The organism is Streptomyces sp. NPDC058525, from assembly GCF_042719495.1.
In the GTDB taxonomy this organism is placed as follows: Bacteria; Actinomycetota; Actinomycetes; order Streptomycetales; family Streptomycetaceae; genus Streptomyces.
The window spans coordinates 12446-27885 of the sequence record NZ_JBHXNP010000114.1 but is presented as its reverse complement, the minus strand read 5'-3'; the positions used below and the strand labels follow the sequence as shown (position 1 = coordinate 27885).

Annotated in this window: 13 protein-coding genes; 5 read left to right on the top strand and 8 right to left on the bottom strand. The window is 74.1% G+C overall.

From position 1 onward, the window contains the following. Positions 1-85: 85 nt before the first annotated feature. From ACFWP3_RS35780 to ACFWP3_RS35760, 5 genes are read right to left on the bottom strand one after another with little or no spacing between them, the layout of a single operon-like run. Complete coding sequence (locus tag ACFWP3_RS35780) at positions 86-1366, bottom strand: ABC transporter substrate-binding protein (RefSeq protein WP_384229640.1); 1281 nt, start codon at positions 1364-1366, stop codon at positions 86-88. After that, positions 1363-2478: a branched-chain amino acid ABC transporter permease gene (locus ACFWP3_RS35775; RefSeq protein ID WP_384229638.1), complete on the bottom strand. Its 1116-nt coding sequence runs from the start codon at positions 2476-2478 to the stop codon at positions 1363-1365. The genes ACFWP3_RS35780 and ACFWP3_RS35775 overlap by 4 nt, the downstream gene beginning before the upstream one ends. Continuing rightward, positions 2471-3361 carry a branched-chain amino acid ABC transporter permease gene (locus ACFWP3_RS35770; RefSeq protein ID WP_384229636.1) on the bottom strand — a complete coding sequence of 297 codons (891 nt, stop codon included), beginning with the start codon at positions 3359-3361 and terminating at the stop codon, positions 2471-2473. The genes ACFWP3_RS35775 and ACFWP3_RS35770 overlap by 8 nt, the downstream gene beginning before the upstream one ends. Next, positions 3358-4140: an ABC transporter ATP-binding protein gene (locus ACFWP3_RS35765; RefSeq protein ID WP_384229633.1), complete on the bottom strand. Its 783-nt coding sequence runs from the start codon at positions 4138-4140 to the stop codon at positions 3358-3360. The genes ACFWP3_RS35770 and ACFWP3_RS35765 overlap by 4 nt, the downstream gene beginning before the upstream one ends. Further along, complete coding sequence (locus ACFWP3_RS35760) at positions 4137-4925, bottom strand: ABC transporter ATP-binding protein (RefSeq protein WP_384229631.1); 789 nt, start codon at positions 4923-4925, stop codon at positions 4137-4139. Before ACFWP3_RS35760 ends, ACFWP3_RS35765 begins: the two co-directional genes overlap by 4 nt. Before the next feature lie 217 nt (positions 4926-5142). On the opposite strand from ACFWP3_RS35760, the gene ACFWP3_RS35755 reads away from it, so the two are divergent. From ACFWP3_RS35755 to ACFWP3_RS35745, 3 genes are all read left to right on the top strand, one after another. Continuing rightward, on the top strand, positions 5143-6339 hold the full coding sequence (locus ACFWP3_RS35755) for a PucR family transcriptional regulator (RefSeq protein WP_384229629.1): 1197 nt from the start codon (positions 5143-5145) through the stop codon (positions 6337-6339). A gap of 119 nt (positions 6340-6458) precedes the next feature. Further along, complete coding sequence (locus ACFWP3_RS35750) at positions 6459-7940, top strand: AlkA N-terminal domain-containing protein (protein ID WP_384229627.1); 1482 nt, start codon at positions 6459-6461, stop codon at positions 7938-7940. Positions 7941-7950: 10 nt separating this feature from the next. Further along, positions 7951-8460 carry a methylated-DNA--[protein]-cysteine S-methyltransferase gene (locus tag ACFWP3_RS35745; protein ID WP_384229625.1) on the top strand — a complete coding sequence of 170 codons (510 nt, stop codon included), beginning with the start codon at positions 7951-7953 and terminating at the stop codon, positions 8458-8460. A gap of 16 nt (positions 8461-8476) precedes the next feature. Here the strand turns inward: ACFWP3_RS35745 and ACFWP3_RS35740 are convergent, their stop codons facing one another. The 3 genes from ACFWP3_RS35740 to ACFWP3_RS35730 all read right to left on the bottom strand — a co-directional run bounded on the left by ACFWP3_RS35740 (position 8477) and on the right by ACFWP3_RS35730 (position 11216). Continuing rightward, entirely contained in the window at positions 8477-8905 is a 429-nt protein-coding gene (locus ACFWP3_RS35740; RefSeq protein WP_384229622.1) for a hypothetical protein, read from the bottom strand. Positions 8906-8979: 74 nt separating this feature from the next. Then, positions 8980-9477 carry an NUDIX domain-containing protein gene (locus ACFWP3_RS35735; RefSeq protein WP_384229620.1) on the bottom strand — a complete coding sequence of 166 codons (498 nt, stop codon included), beginning with the start codon at positions 9475-9477 and terminating at the stop codon, positions 8980-8982. Positions 9478-9500: 23 nt separating this feature from the next. After that, complete coding sequence (locus ACFWP3_RS35730) at positions 9501-11216, bottom strand: BCCT family transporter (protein WP_384229618.1); 1716 nt, start codon at positions 11214-11216, stop codon at positions 9501-9503. A gap of 143 nt (positions 11217-11359) precedes the next feature. Between ACFWP3_RS35730 and ACFWP3_RS35725 the strand changes: the two genes are divergently transcribed. Together ACFWP3_RS35725 and ACFWP3_RS35720 are read left to right on the top strand one after the other, a co-directional pair. Then, a complete protein-coding gene (locus ACFWP3_RS35725; RefSeq protein WP_384229616.1) occupies positions 11360-12508 on the top strand; it encodes a glycerate kinase in 1149 nt (382 codons plus the stop codon). A gap of 136 nt (positions 12509-12644) precedes the next feature. Next, on the top strand, positions 12645-15440 hold the full coding sequence (locus ACFWP3_RS35720; protein WP_384229614.1) for a SpoIIE family protein phosphatase: 2796 nt from the start codon (positions 12645-12647) through the stop codon (positions 15438-15440).

Genomic DNA, 15440 nt, shown 5'->3' with positions numbered 1-15440 from the left:
CCGCCCCAGACCCCGCTCCTCAAACGCCGGAGGGGCTGGATGTGGCGCCGGCCGGGACTGGATAGGCGCCGGCGGGGCTAAAACGTCAGCCCGTTGGGGTGAAGTTTTGGGCTGCGGGGGCTGTTGATGCCTGCTTGATGACCTTGAGGCCGCCCGGGGTCTGCTCGTCCGGTTTCATGATCACGCTCTGGCGGGTGGAGGGGGCCTTCGGGTCCGAGAAGTCGTGGGTGATGCCGAAGCCGCTGTCGTAGGACTTCAGCGTCAGCAGGGCCTTGCCCACGCCCTCCCGGGTGAGGTCCTTGTCCGCGCAGGCCTTCTTCAGGGCCTCGCCGTAGACCGCCGCGGCCGTGTAGCCGGCCACCACGCCGTTGTCGAGGCCCGCGCCCGGGTAGGCCTCCTTGTAGGCCGCGGCCAGGGCCGCCGGGCCCGCCTCCGGGGCGCCGATGGGGAGGCTGGACGCCGCGACGTAGTAGTCCTTCTGCAGGGCCGCGCCCGCCGGGGTGGCGAGCAGCTGCGGGGAGAAGGCCGAGTTGTTGCCGACCACCGGCACGTTCCAGCCGCCGGCCGCGGCGACCCCGACCAGCGAGGCCGCCTGCCGGGGCCCCGCGCTGATCACCACGGCCTTGACCCCGGCCTGCTTGAGGGCCGCGACCTGGGCGGACATGTCGTTGTCGGTGGGCTTGATCTTCTGCTCGACGACCGTGAGCCCGGCCTCCTTCGCCGCGTGCTTGGCGCCGGCCAGGGCGTTCTCGCCGTAGTCGCCCTCGAAGTACACGTGCCCGATCTTGTCGCCGGAGGCGATGCGCTTCTGGTCGAGGAGGTAGCCGATGGCGTTGACCGTCTCGATGTCGTACGTGGCCCCGACCGTACGGATGGCCGGGCTGCCCAGCAGCGAGGCGGACCAGGCCTGCGGGATCACCAGGCCCTTGTCCTGGCCGTCGATGCGGTCCTTGGCGGCGGCGACGAACGGGGAGCCGATGAACTGGGCGAAGCCGAGCACCTGTGGCTCCAGCTCGGTGTAGCCGGCCAGGGCCTTCTGCGGGTCGTAGCCGTGGTCGCGGACCGTCAGCTCCAGCTGGCGGCCGCAGATGCCGCCCGCGGCGTTGGCCTGCTTGATCCACAGCTGCTGGGCCTGGGTGACGCTCTTGCCGAGCGAGGCGTAGACGCCGGTCATGTCGGTGAGGGCGCCGAGCTTGATGGCGGTGGCGGTGACCCCCTTGCCGGTCTTGACCCCGCCCTCGGCCTGCTTGTCCTCGGTGCCGGTGCCCGCCTTGCCGCTGCATCCGGCTGCGCCGGTGAGGAGGAGCGCGGCCGCGAGGGCCGCCGTACCGAGGCGCGCTCGCTTGTCCGTGCCGGGTCTGGTCACGCTGACTCCTTCGGAGGTCGGGTCGGGCGGATCCGGGTGAGGCCGCCCGGGAGGAACAGGACGACGGCGACGACGGCCGCGCCGTACAGATAGCGCGACGCCTCTCCCGGGGAGACCCCGCCGGCGCCGGGGGCGGCGACGAGCGGGAGGGCGTCGCTGTACCGGGTGAGCAGCTGGGGCAGCAGGGAGACGAACCCGGCGCCGATGACGGCGCCCGCCACCGTGCCGAGGCCGCCGATCACGATCATGGCGAGGTATTCGAGGGACAGGACCATGCCGAAGTAGTCGGGCACGGTCCGCTGGAAGACCAGGGCGAGCAGGACCCCCGCCAGGCCCGCGTACATGGAGGACACGACGAAGACGGCGGCGCGGTAGCGGGCCACGGGCACGCCCATGACGCCGGCGGCGATGGTGTGGTCGCGGATGGCGTTCATGGCGCGGCCCGGGCGCCCGCGCAGGATGCCGCGGGCGAAGAGGGCACAGGCCAGGAGCGCGGCGAGGGCGACGTACCAGAGCTTCTCGGCGGACTGGAAGGGGACGGCGGCGATCACGGTCTCGGTGTCGTCGAAGGTGATCCCGAGGAGGGAGAGGGGCTCGACGGCGCGGCCGTTGAACCCGCCGGTGAGGGGGGTGGCATTGAACAGGACGTGCTGGCCGATGAAGATCAGCGCGAGGGTGGCGATGCCGAGGTAGGCGCCGCGCAGCCGGCCGGCGATGGGGCTGAAGAGCCCGCCGGCGGCTCCGGCGAGGGCGACGGCGAGCACGGCCGCCAGCCAGCTGGGCAGGCCGAGGCCGACGAGCTCGTGGCCGCCGGAGCGTCCGCCGTCCCCGGCCAGCGCGCAGTACCCGTACGCGCCGACGGCGAGGAAGAAGGCGTGGCCCATGGACAGCTGGCCGGTGGCGCCGGTGAGCAGGTTGAGGCCGATGGCCCCGATGGCCGCGGCGATGGCGAACAGCCCGGCCTGGAGCCAGAACCGCTCCAGGTAGAAGGGCAGGGCGAGGAGCACGGCGGCCCCGGCGGTCCACAGGACCAGGCGCGCCGGGGCGGGGCGCCGCAGGGCCAGGCGCGCCGGGGCCGGCCGCCGCAGGGCGGGGCGCGGAGTGTCAGACACGGGCGGGCTCCTTCGTTCCGAAGAGGCCCGCCGGGCGCAGCAGCAGGACCACGACCATGACCAGGTACGGGGCGAGGTCGCCGATGCCGCGGCCGAGGAAGGCGAGCTGGCCCTGGTAGCCGGTGGCCATGGCCTCGGTGACGCCGACGATCAGGCCGCCGGCGAGGGCTCCGGTGGTGGAGTCGAGGCCGCCGAGGATCGCCGCGGGGAAGGCCTTGAGGGCGGCCAGCGAGGTGGCCCGTTCCAGGCCGGGGGTGGGGAAGACGGTGAGGAAGAGCGCGGCCACGGCGGCCAGGGCCCCGGCGACCGCCCACGCCGCCAGGGAGACCCGGCCCAGCCGGACGCCCATCAGCGCGGCGGTCTCCGGCTTCTCGGCGGCGGCGCGCATGGCCACGCCCCAGGCGGTGTAGCGGAAGAGCAGCAGGAACGCGCCGATCAGCAGGGCGGCCGAGACGAAGGCCGCGATCCGGGTCTGCGGGAGGGTGACCGGGCCGAGGTGGACCACGGCGTCGCCCCACGGGTCGCCGAGGGCGAGGACGTCCGTACCGATGCGGCGGGTGAGGTCGGTGGTGATCAGGATGTCCACGCCGATGGTGACGATGGCGAGGACGCTCTGGTCCTGGCCGCGGTAGCGGCGCATGACCAGGAACTCCACCCCCGCGCCGACCGCGGCGGCGGCGCCGATGCCGACGGCCAGGGCGGGCCAGAAGCCGATGTCCTCGTGCAGCACGGCGGTGACCCAGCCGCCCGCCAGGAGCAGCGAGGCGTGGGCGAAGTTGACGACCTCGGTGGCCTTGAAGATGACCACGAAGCCGAGGGCGATCAGGGCGTACACGGAGCCCATGGAGAGGCCGCCGAGCAGCAGTTCCAGGAAGGTGGTCACGCGGCCGGGTCCTCCTCGCCGAGGTAGGCGCGGACGACCGCCGGGTCGCTCTGCACCTGGGCGGGGGTCCCGCCGCCGATCCGTCTGCCGAAGTCGAGTACGGTCACCGCGTCCGCGAGCCGCATCACCACCCCCATGTCGTGTTCGACCAGCACGATCGATATGCCGAGGCCGTCGCGGACGCCGGCGATGACGGCGGCGGTGCGCTGCCGTTCGTCGGCCGTCATCCCCGCGACGGGTTCGTCGAGCAGGAGCAGCCGGGGCTCCATGCACAGGGCCCGGGCCAGCTCGACGAGTTTCTGTTTCCCGTACGGGAGGGAGCCCGCGGGCGCGGCCAGGTCGGACTCCAGGCCGACGAAGGCGGCGATCTCACGGACCCGTTCGCGGTGCCGGCGGTCCTCGCGGACGGCGGCCGGCAGCCGGAGCCCGGCCGCGAGGAACCCGGAGCGCATCAGCCGGTGGCGGCCGAGCAGCAGGCTGTCGGCGACCGTGGTGTGCGGGGGCAGGGCCAGGTTCTGGAAGGTGCGGGCGATGCCGAGCGCGGCGACGGCGTGCGGGGCCAGGCCGGTGAGCTCGGCAGGGCCGAAGCGGACACTGCCCGACGCCGCGCGGTAGACCCTGGAGAGCACGTTGAAGCAGGTGGACTTGCCGGCGCCGTTGGGGCCGATGACGGCGTGCAGGCTGCCGGGCTCGACGGTGAAGGAGACCCGGTCCAGGGCGGTGAGACCGGCGAAGCGGACCGTGACGTCGGTGACGGTGAGCGGGGGTGTTCCCGTCATGCCGACCACCTGCGCAGGGTGTGGGACGGCCGGGCGGGCGGGCCGTCCTCGTCGGTGATGCCGAGGTAGCGGCGGCGTACCTCGTCCGAGGCGGCCAGGTCGGCGGCCGGGCCGGAGAGGGTGACCTCGCCGACCTCCAGGACGTACGCGTGGGAGGCCAGCCGCAGCGCGAGGGCCGCGTTCTGCTCCACCAGCAGCACCGAGGTGCCCGCCGCGTTGATCTCGGTGATGGTCGCGGCGATCGTCGCGGCCATCTTCGGCGCCAGGCCCAGGGAGGGCTCGTCCAGGAGCAGCAGCCGGGGGCGGGCCATCAGGGCGCGGCCCAGGGCCAGCATCTGCTGCTCTCCGCCGGAGAGCAGGCCGGCCCGCTGCCGGGACCGTTTGGCGAGGACCGGGAAGAGCTCGTGGACGCGGGCCAGCGAGCGGGCGGTGTCGGCCCGGGAGCCGGCCCGGGCCCCGAGGGTGCCGGCCCGCAGGTTGTCCGCGACGCTCATCCGGGCGAACACCTGGCGCCCTTCGGGGACCTGCACCACCCCGGCGGCCACCGCCCGGGCCGGCGCGAGTCCGTCCAGCGGCATGCCGTCGAAGGTCACGCCGCCGCCGGTGACGGCGCCGCGGTGAAAGGCGAGCGTGCGGGACACCGCCCGCAGCAGGGTCGTCTTGCCCGCGCCGTTCCCGCCGAGTACGACGACCACGGCGCCCTCGGGTACGTCGAGCGACACGGCGCGCAGCGCCCGGACCGGCCCGTAGCCGACGGACAGCTCGCGCACTTGGAGCGAGGCCACTTCCCCTCCCACTGCCAGGCCCTGTTCGGGCGTTGTGCCAGCGTTGTGCCGGCGTTGTGCTGGCGCACAGACCAGCACCGGGCGGAGCGGCCGTCCACGGCCCGAACCGGAATCGCTGCCGATGACCAGCCGGGGTGGGGGTCCGGTTGTGCAGCGGCACAGACCTGTGGACCGGGCCCCTTACGCCGGTGGGCCGCGGGTGACATCCTCAGCGGCCATGGGCGGACGCAGGGCGCGTACGGAAGCGGAGTGGTCGGTGCTGCTGACGGCGGCCGAGGTGCTGCTGGGGCGCGTCCCGGAGCTGACCGAGCAGCTGATCGGCGATCTGGCGCGGCATTCGCCGCTGTACGACCTGGTGGTGCCGCGGGACGAGCACTGGCAGCAGATCAGCGAGGCCATGCGGTACGGCATCGAGGCCTTCGCCGCGCGCCGCTCGGACACGCGCAAGGACCTGGTGTACGCGGAGGAGCTGGGGCGGCGCCGGGCCGAACAGGGGCTTCCGCTGGACCTGTTGCTGTACGCGTACCGGCGCGCGGGGCGGCTGACCTGGGACGCGCTGCTGGACATCGTCACCGAGGAGGACCCGGACGCGCTGCCGGTGCTGGCGCGGACGGCCGGGGCGATGTGGGCCGGGATCGAGCAGCAGGCCGCGACGACGGCGGAGGCCTACCGGGCGGGCGAGCGGGAGATGCGCCGGCGCAGCGACGAACGGGTGCAGGCCCTGCTGGACGCGCTGCTCCAGGGGGACGCGGTGCCGGGGCTGGCGGCGCGGGCGGCGGCGGGCCTGGACCTGCCGGAGCAGGGGCGGTACGCGGTGGTCGTGCTCCCCGTGGACCGGCGGGACTCGGTGCACCGGGTGGCGGCGGTGGGCGGGATGCGGCTGTTCTGGCGGATGCGGGCGGAGCAGGAGCTGGCGGTGGTGGCCCTGGGGTCGTCCTCCCCGGAGGAGCTGGCGGCGGAGCTGGCGGACCGCTGCCACGGGCCGGGCGGGATCAGCCCGGTGGTGGACGGGCTGGCGGAGCTGGGCCGGGCTCGGCGGCTGGCGGAGACGGCGCTGGCCACCTGCGGGGCGGAGGAGCGGTCGCTGGTCCGGCTGTCGCAGCGGCTGCCGACGGCCCTGGTGGTGGGTCAGCCCGAGCTGGCGGGCGAGCTGGTCCAGGCGGTCCTGGGCCCTCTGCTGGAGCTGGACCCGGCGGACCGGGCGGTGCTGCTGGAGACGCTCGACGCGTGGCTCGCGGCGGAGGGCTCCGCCGGGCGGGCCGCGACCCGCCTGTACTGCCACCGCAATACGGTGTTCAACCGCCTCCGCCGCCTGGAACACCTGACCTCCCGCTCCTTGTCCCGCCCCCACGACCTGGTGGCCCTCACCCTGGCCCGCGACGCCCACCGCCTCTCAGCCCCACCGGGCCCCTGATCCCCGAAAGCCGGGCGCAGCCCGCGGACGCTTGCGCGGCGGACGGCACGGCACGGCGGCGTAGGCTTGGTGTCGGAAAATCGCCAGCCCGGGGGACGGGCAAGCCGGATCCTGGAGCCATGCACACCGACACCGAGCGCTGCGTAAGGGCCGTGCAGTCGAAGGACGCCAGATTCGACGGCTGGTTCTTCACGGCCGTCCTGACCACCCGGATCTACTGCCGCCCCAGCTGCCCCGCCGTCCCGCCGAAGGTCGAGAACATGACCTTCCTGCCCAGCGCCGCCGCCTGCCAGCAGGCCGGTTTCCGGGCCTGCAAGCGCTGCCGGCCGGACACCAGCCCCGGTTCCCCCGAGTGGAACGCCCGCGCCGACGCCGTCGCCCGCGCCATGCGCCTCATCCAGGACGGGGTGGTGGACCGCGAGGGGGTGCCGGGGCTCGCCACCCGGCTCGGCTACTCGACCCGGCAGGTCGAACGGCAGCTCAGCGCCGAGCTCGGCGCCGGCCCGCTGGCCCTGGCGCGGGCGCAGCGCGCGCAGACCGCCCGCCTGCTCATCGAGACCTCGGCGCTCCCGATGGGGGACGTCGCGTTCGCCGCCGGCTTCGCCTCCATCCGCACCTTCAACGACACCGTCCGCGAGGTCTTCGCCCTCTCCCCCAGCGAGCTGCGCCGGCGCGCCGGCAAGACCGGCCCCGACAGCCGGCAGCCCCGCATCCCCGGCACGATCAGCCTGCGGCTGCCGTTCCGGACCCCCCTCAACCCGGACAACCTCTTCGGGCACCTGGCCGCGACCGCCGTCCCGGGCGTGGAGGAGTGGCGCGACGGCGCCTACCGCCGCACCCTGCGCCTGCCCTACGGCACCGGGGTCGTCGCACTGACCCCGCAGCCCGACCACATCGGCTGCCGACTGGCCCTGACCGACCTGCGCGACCTGACGATCGCCATCAGCCGCTGCCGCTGGATGCTGGATCTGGACGCCGATCCCGAGGCGGTCGACGAGCAGTTGCGCGCCGATCCGCTGCTGGCCCCGCTCGTGGACAAGGCGCCCGGGCGCCGGGTGCCCCGTACGGTCGACGCGGCCGAGTTCGCCGTACGGGCGGTCCTCGGCCAGCAGGTGTCCACGGCGGCGGCGCGCACGCACGCGGCCCGGCTGGTCACCGCGCACGGGGAGCCCGTGGAGGACCCGCTGGGCGGGCTGACCCACCTGTTCCCGTCCCCGCAGGCCCTCGCCTCGCTGGACCCGGAGTCGCTGGCCATGCCGCGCACCCGGCGCACCACCTTCACCACCCTGGTCTCGGCGCTCGCCGACGGTTCGCTGCCGCTCGGCATCGACAGCGACTGGGAGGCGGCGCGCGCGCAGTTGTCCGCGCTGCCGGGGTTCGGCCCGTGGACCACCGAGATCATCGCGATGCGGGCGCTCGGCGACCCGGACGCGTTCCTGCCGTCCGACCTGGGCGTCCGGCGGGCGGCGCGGGGGCTCGGGCTGCCGTCGACGCCCTCGGCGCTGACCGCGCGGGCGGCCGGCTGGCGGCCGTGGCGCGCGTACGCCGTCCAGTACTTGTGGGCCACCGACGACCACGCCATCAACCACCTGCCCGCCTGAGGAGCACACCGTGAACAGCCACAGCACCGTCAAGCAGCACACCGTCGTCGAGAGCCCCTACGGTCCGCTCACCCTCGTCGCCACGGACGGCGTCCTCAGCGGCCTGTACATGACCGGGCAGCGCCACCGCCCGGCCGAGGAGTCCTTCGGGGAGCGGGTCGCCGCCGCCGAGGAGCCCTTCCCCGAAGTGGTGCGGCAGCTGGCCGCGTACTTCGCCGGGGAGCTCACCTCGTTCGACCTGCCGCTGCGGCTGGAGGGCACCGACTTCCAGCGCAGCGCGTGGGACCAGCTGGTACGGATCCCCTACGGCGAGACCTGGTCGTACGGGAAGCTCGCGGCCGAGCTGGGCAAGCCGAACGCCTCGCGCGCCGTGGGCCTGGCCAACGGGAAGAACCCGATCGGCATCATCGTGCCGTGCCACCGCGTGATCGGCGCCTCGGGCGGCATGACCGGCTACGGCGGCGGTCTCGAACGCAAGGTCCGGCTGCTCGACTTCGAGTCGGCGGCCCGGCAGCTCTGAGCGGGCGGCAAGAGGGCTAGAGCACGAGCAGCGGCACCAGCAGGGCGAAGGCCGCGCCGGCCTCGACCGCGTAGCCGTACAGCGAGGGGTGCTGGACCGGGGCGGCGAGCAGGACCACGCTCTGCTGGGTGGCGGCCGCCTCCACCCAGTCGGCGTCGGCGCCGAGGTTGCCCTGGTACCAGCCTTCGCAGGAGCCGGGGCCGCTGACCGCGAGCAGGTCGTCCTCGCGGCGGTAGAAGGCCTGCCACTGGGCGGCGGGCACCGACCAGCCGTCGAAGTCGGTGAACTGGCACCAGCCGCCGTCGCGGATCGCGGTGTCGAAGAGCCAGACCGGCATCCCCTCGGGGGTCACCTCGCCGGCGGACTGCTGGTCGGTGGTGAAGTGGACCATGGGGAGGGCGTCGGGCCCGTCGGCGGTGCTGGGCCAGGCGTACATGGTGATCATCAGCTGATTCTGTCCTGCTCGGAGTAAGTCCGGTGTGACGAGGCGCCGCTTGCCGACACGGTCCAGGGAACGGTCTAGGCGAGGGGGCGGCGGCCGTTCTCGAGTTCCGCGACTCCCTCGCCCGAGTCCAGGACCCGGTAGGCCTCTTGGACGCGCAGGCCCAGTGATCCGGGGAGGTACGCGGGGAGTTCGGCGGGGTCGACCAGCCGCCAGGAGATCAGTTCCTCCTCCTGGAGGGTGATGGACGCGAGCTGCCCGGCGTCGAGCACCCCGCCGTCGTAGAGGTACGCGACCAGCGGCGGGCGGTCCGCGCCGACATTCCAGTCCACGGCGAGCAGCCGGCCGAGCGGCACGTCGATGCCGATCTCCTCGGCGCTCTCGCGCCGGGCGGCGGTGCGCGGCGACTCCCCCTGGTCCGATTCGATGGTGCCGCCCGGCAGGGCCCACCCCTCGCGGTAGTTGGGCTCGACGAGCAGGACCCGGCCCTCGGCGTCCCGGTAGAGGGCGGCCGCGCCGGCCAGCACCCGGGGCAGGCTCGCGATGTAGGTGGCGTAGTCATCCGTGGTGGTCACTTCGCCACCCTACCCAGACATCGCTACGGGGCGTCGGGCCCGTCCTCGCGGTCGCGGCCCCGGGACTCGGCGACGCGCCTCAGGCGGGGGTGGCGGGCCGGGCCCTGCTCGGTGATGGCGTCGCCGACCATGGCCCGTACGGCGTCCCGCAGTCCGTGCAGCGCGTGGTGGCGGGCGGGTCCGGCGCCCGGGTCCTCGCGCAGTTCGGTCAGCAGGGCCCAGCAGAGCAGCAGCATGACGAGGACAAAGGGCAGTGCGACGAGGATGGTCGCGGTCTGCAGGGACTTGAGGCCTCCGGCGACGAGGAGCACGGCGGCGACGGCCGCCATCAGCACGCCCCAGGTGACGACGAGCCAGGTCGGCGGGTGAAGGGATCCGCGGCTGGTGAGCGATCCCATGACCAGGGAGGCGGAGTCGGCGCTGGTGACGAAGTAGGTCATGACCAGGGCCATGGCGACCCACGAGGTGACGGTGGACAGCGGCAGGGCGTCCAGCATCGCGAAGAGCGAGGCCTCCGTACCGTCCTTGATCTTCGCGGCGAAGTCCACGGCGCCGGTGGAGTCGAGGCGGATGGCGGTGCCGCCCATCACGCAGAACCAGACGACGGTGGCGCCGCTGGGCACGAGCAGGACGCCCACGAGGAACTCGCGGATGGTGCGGCCGCGCGAGATCCGGGCGATGAAGGTGCCGACGAAGGGCGCCCAGGAGAGCCACCACGCCCAGTAGAAGATGGTCCACGCGCCAAGCCATGCGGAGTCGGTGAAGGCGCCGGTCCGGCTGGCCATGGGGAGCAGCTGGTGCAGGTAGCCGCCGACGCTGGACGGGATCACGTCGAGCACGTAGACGGTGGGGCCGAGCAGGAAGACGAAGAGCATCAGGGTGGCGGCGAGCACGATGTTGATGGTGCTCAGCCACTTCACCCCCTTGTGCAGGCCGGAGAAGGCGGAGAGCACGAAGGCCGCCGAGAGCGAGCCGATGATGATCAGCTCGACGGTGGTGGAGTCCTCGATGCCGGTGGTGAGGCTGAGCCCCTTGGACACCTGGAGCGCGCCGAGGCCGAGGCTGGTCGCGGTGCCGAAGACGGTGGCGAAGACGGCGAGCAGGTCGATGCCCTTGCCGGCCCATCCGTTGGCCCGCTCCTCGCCCATGAGGGGGACGAAGGCGGAGCTGAGCCGGTTGCCGCGGCCCTTGCGGAAGGTCGCGTAGGCGAGGGCGAGGCCGGCGATGCCGTAGATCGCCCAGGGGGTGAGGGTCCAGTGGAAGAAGGAGTACTCCATGGCCGCCAGGGCGGAGGCGCCGGACGCGGGGGCCGCGCCGGAGGCGGGGGGCGGGTTCAGGTAGTGGGTGAGCGGCTCGCCGACCCCGTAGAACATCAGGCCGATGCCCATGCCGGCGCTGAACATCATCGCGATCCACGCGAGGTTGGTGAACTCGGGCTCGGAGTCGTCGGCGCCGAGCCGGATCCGGCCGAAGCGGCCGGCGGCGAGCACGACGCACATCACGAGGAAGGCGTCGGCGGCGATCACGAACAGCCAGGCGAAGTTCTCCAGGACCCAGGCGAGCGCGGTGCCCGACGCCGTGTCGAAGGAGCCCTTGGCGAGGGCGGCCCAGGCGACCACGGTGAGCACGGCGATGACGCCCACGGTGACGACCGTGCGGTCGGGGGTGCCGTCGGCCGGACCGCCGGGCCGGTCACCCGGGGTATCCGGACGTGGCTGTTCCAGTGAATCCGCGCTCATGCGGCCACACTATGCAGCCGTATATCCGTATTTAGGGGCATGGCGCGCCGGGTGTGGCCCAGGCCACTCATGGGCATAGGAGGATCCTCCGGATAAGCTCATGGCGGCGCGACTGCACTGTTCGATAGCAAGGGAATAGCAAGGTGACGGACGGAGCAGTAACTGAGGCCGCGCGCGTGCTCATCGCCGCGGACAAATTCAAGGGCTCGCTCACGGCCGTTCAGGTCGCGGAGCGGGTGACGGCGGGCCTCCGCAAGGCCGTACCGGGCGTGGAGATCGAGACCCTCCCCGTCGCGGACGGCGGCGACGGCACGGTCGCGGCCGCGGTGGCGGCCGGTTTCGAACGCCGGGAGGTACGGGTCACCGGACCGCTCGGCGACCAGGTCACGGCCGCCTTCGCGCTGCGCGAGGGCACCGCGGTGGTCGAGATGGCGGAGGCCTCCGGGCTGCAGCTGCTGCCGGCGGGCACCTTCGCCCCGCTGACGGCCACCACGTACGGCTCGGGCGAGCTGCTGAAGGCCGCGCTGGACGCGGGCGCGCGCTCCATCGTCTTCGGCGTGGGCGGCAGCGCCACCACCGACGGCGGCGCCGGCATGCTGGCGGCGCTCGGCGCGGTGTTCCTGGATGCGAACGGCGAACCGGTCGGTCCGGGCGGCGGCGCGCTGGCCGGCCTGGCCTCGGCCGACCTGTCGGGGATCGACCCGCGCTTCGCGGAGGTCGACTTCGTCCTGGCCAGCGACGTGGACAACCCGCTGACCGGCCCGAAGGGCTGCGCGGCCGTCTACGGCCCGCAGAAGGGCGCCTCGCCCGAGGACGTGGCGGCGCTCGACGCGGCGCTGGCGCACTTCGCGCAGGTCCTGGAGAAGTCCATCGGCGCGAAGGCCGCCGAGTGCGCGGTGCTGCCGGGTGCGGGCGGTGCGGGCGGCATCGGCTACGGGGCACTGCTGCTCGGCGCCACCTTCCGGCCCGGCATCGAGCTGATGCTGGAGGTGCTGGGCTTCGCCCCGGCGCTGGAGCGCGCCACCCTGGTCATCACCGGTGAGGGCTCGCTGGACGAGCAGACCCTGCACGGCAAGGCCCCGGCGGGGGTCGCGGCGGCGGCCCGGGCCGCCGGCAAGCCCGTCGTGGCGGTGTGCGGACGGCTGCTGCTGACCCAGGAGGCCCTTGAGGCCGCCGGGATCCGCAAGGCGTACCCGCTGACGGACCTGGAGCCCGACCCGGCGAAGTCCATCCCGAACGCCGGTCCCCTGCTGGAGCAGGTGGCGGCCTCGATCGCCGCCGACGTCCTCTGAGCCGTACCGGCCGGTGAGGCCCGGTCCCCCGAGCGGGGGGACCGGGCCTTCGCCGTTGCCCCGCGGGCCCGGCCGGTGCGGCGGCCGCCGGGGCGCGGCCGCCCCCAAACCCCCGGGACAGTGTTAGAAAGGGCTCATGACCGGACGTTTTGGTCGCCAGCCGACCGGATGGGGACCGCGCCTGCTGGCGCGCCTGTCGCTGGGGGCCGGCAGCGTCGCCGGTCAGGTCTTCGCCCTCCAGGCGGTGATCGTGCTGCTGCTGATCGCGGCGGCGGCGACGGCCCTGGTCGTGCAGTCCCGCTACGACAGCGAGCGCGACGCCCGCAACCGCTCGCTGGCCGCCGCCGAGTCCTTCGCGCACGCCCCCGGCCTCCCGGCCGCGCTGAGGGCGCCGGATCCGACCGCCGAGCTCCAGCCGCTGGCCGACGCCGCCCGCCGGGCCTCCGGCGTCGACTTCATCGCCGTGATGAGCCGCGACGGGATCCGGTACACCGACTCGCGGCCCGAGCTGATCGGCCGGCGCGCCACGGGCGACTTCTCCCGCGCGCTCTCCGGGCAGTCCTACACCGAGACCTTCACCGGCGAGCCCAGCGACGCGGTCCGGGCCGTCGTGCCCGTACGTGACGGCCAGGGCAACGTGGTGGGCCTGGTCGGCACCGGCATCGAGGTGGCCAACGTCTCGGACGTGGTCGAGGGCCAGGTCCCGCTGCTCCTCGGCGCCACGGCGGGCGCCCTGCTGCTCGGCACCGGCGGCGCCTTCCTGGTGAGCCGCCGGCTGCGGCGCCAGACCCACGGGCTGCGCGCGGACGAGATGGCCCGGATGAACGAGCACCACGAGGCCGTCCTGCACGCCGTGCGCGAGGGCGTGCTGATCATCGGGACCGACCACCGGCTGGTCCTCGCCAACGACGAGGCCCGGCGGCTCCTCGCACTGCCGCCCGACGCCGAGGGGCGGCACGTCGCCGACCTGGGTCTGGACGCGCGGACCACCGAGCTGCTCGTCTCGGGCCGGGTCGCGACGGACGAGGTGCACCTGGCCGGCGACCGGCTGCTCGCGGTCAACGTCCGGCCCGCGAAGCCGTACGGGGGCCAGTCCTCCGGCACCGTCATGACCCTGCGCGACTCCACGGAGCTCGCCGCGCTCTCCGGCCGGGCCGAGGTGGCCCGCGGACGGCTCCAGCTGCTCTACGACGCCGGGGTGCGGATCGGCACCACCCTGGACGTGGTGCGCACCGCGGAGGAGCTGTCGGAGGTCGCCGTCCCGCGCTTCGCCGACTTCGTCACCGTGGAGCTGCTGGAGCCGGTGCTGCGCGGTGACGAGCCCGTGTCGGGCGCCGGCGTGTACACCGAGATGCGGCGGGCGGCCATGAGCGGCGTCCGTACCGACCAGCCGCTCCAGCCGGTCGGCGACATCATCCGGTTCGTCGTCCCGACGGCTCCGATGGCCGCCGCCCTGGACGCCGGGGAGGCCGTGCTCGCATCGGACCTGCACGCCGCGATGGGCTGGCGGGCCCAGGATTCGCAAGGCACCCGGGAGGCCCTGGACTACGGGCTGCACTCCCTGATCAGCGTCCCCCTCCAGGCGCGCGGCGTGGTCCTCGGCATGGCGAACTTCTGGCGGGCGGCGGACACCCCGGAGGCCTTCGACGAGGAGGACCGTTCCTTCGCGATGGAGCTCGTGGCGCGCGCGGCCGTCTCGATCGACAACGCCCGCCGCTTCACCCGCGAGCACGCGACGGCCGTGGCCCTCCAGCGCAGCCTGCTCCCCCGGGTGCTGCCGGACCTGACCGCCGTGGACGTCGCCTTCCGCTACCTGCCGGCGAAGGCGGGGGTGGGCGGGGACTGGTTCGACGTGATCCCGCTGCCCGGCGCACGGGTGGCGCTGGTCGTCGGCGACGTCGTCGGCCACGGGGTGCACGCGGCGGCCACGATGGGCCGGCTGCGCACCGCCGTGCACAACTTCTCCACCCTGGACCTGCCCCCCGACGAACTGCTCGGACACCTGGACGAGCTGATCAACCGGATCGACCAGAGCGACACCGGCGCCGGCGCGGCCGAGGGCGACGAAGCCCTCGGGGAGGGCGGGCGCGAGCCCGCCGGGATCACCGGGGCCACCTGCCTGTACGCGGTCTACGACCCGGTGTCGGGGCGGTGCGTGATGGCCAGCGCCGGGCACCCGGGGCCCGCGCTGATCCGCCCCGGCGGGGACGTGGAGTTCCCCGAACTGCCCGCCGGGCTGCCGCTCGGCGTCGGCGGCATGCCGTTCGAGGCGACCGAGTTCCGGCTGCCCGAGGGGAGCCGGCTGGTGCTGTTCACCGACGGCCTGGTGGAGGACCGCCACCGCGACTTCGACACCGGGCTGGGGCTGCTGCGCGAATCGCTGTCCCGGCCCGGCCGCAGCCCCGACCAGGCCTGCGCGGACGTGCTGGCCGCCCTGCTCTCGCCGGTGCCGGGCGACGACATCGCCCTGCTGATCGCCGACGCCCGGCGGCTGGAGGCGGACCGCATCGCCGAGTGGGAGGTGCCCGGCGAGGCGGCGGCCGTCTCGCGCGTGCGCAACGCCGGGGCGGCGCAGCTGGCCGCCTGGGGCCTGGAGGAGGTGTCCTTCACCACCGAGCTGATCCTCAGCGAGCTGATCACCAACGCCATCCGCTACGGGTCCGCGCCCGTACGGGTCCGCCTGCTGCGCGACCGCACACTGATCTGCGAGGTCTCCGACGGCAGCAGCACCTCCCCGCACCTGCGGTACGCGGCCACCACCGACGAGGGCGGCCGCGGACTGTTCCTCGTCGCGCAGTACGCCGACCGGTGGGGCGTCCGCTACACGGACCGGGGCAAGGTCATCTGGGCGGAGCTGCCGCTGACCGCGCGCCCCGAGCCGCCGGCTCCGGCCCCGCTGGACCTGGACGCGCTGGAGGACCTGGCCTGGTGA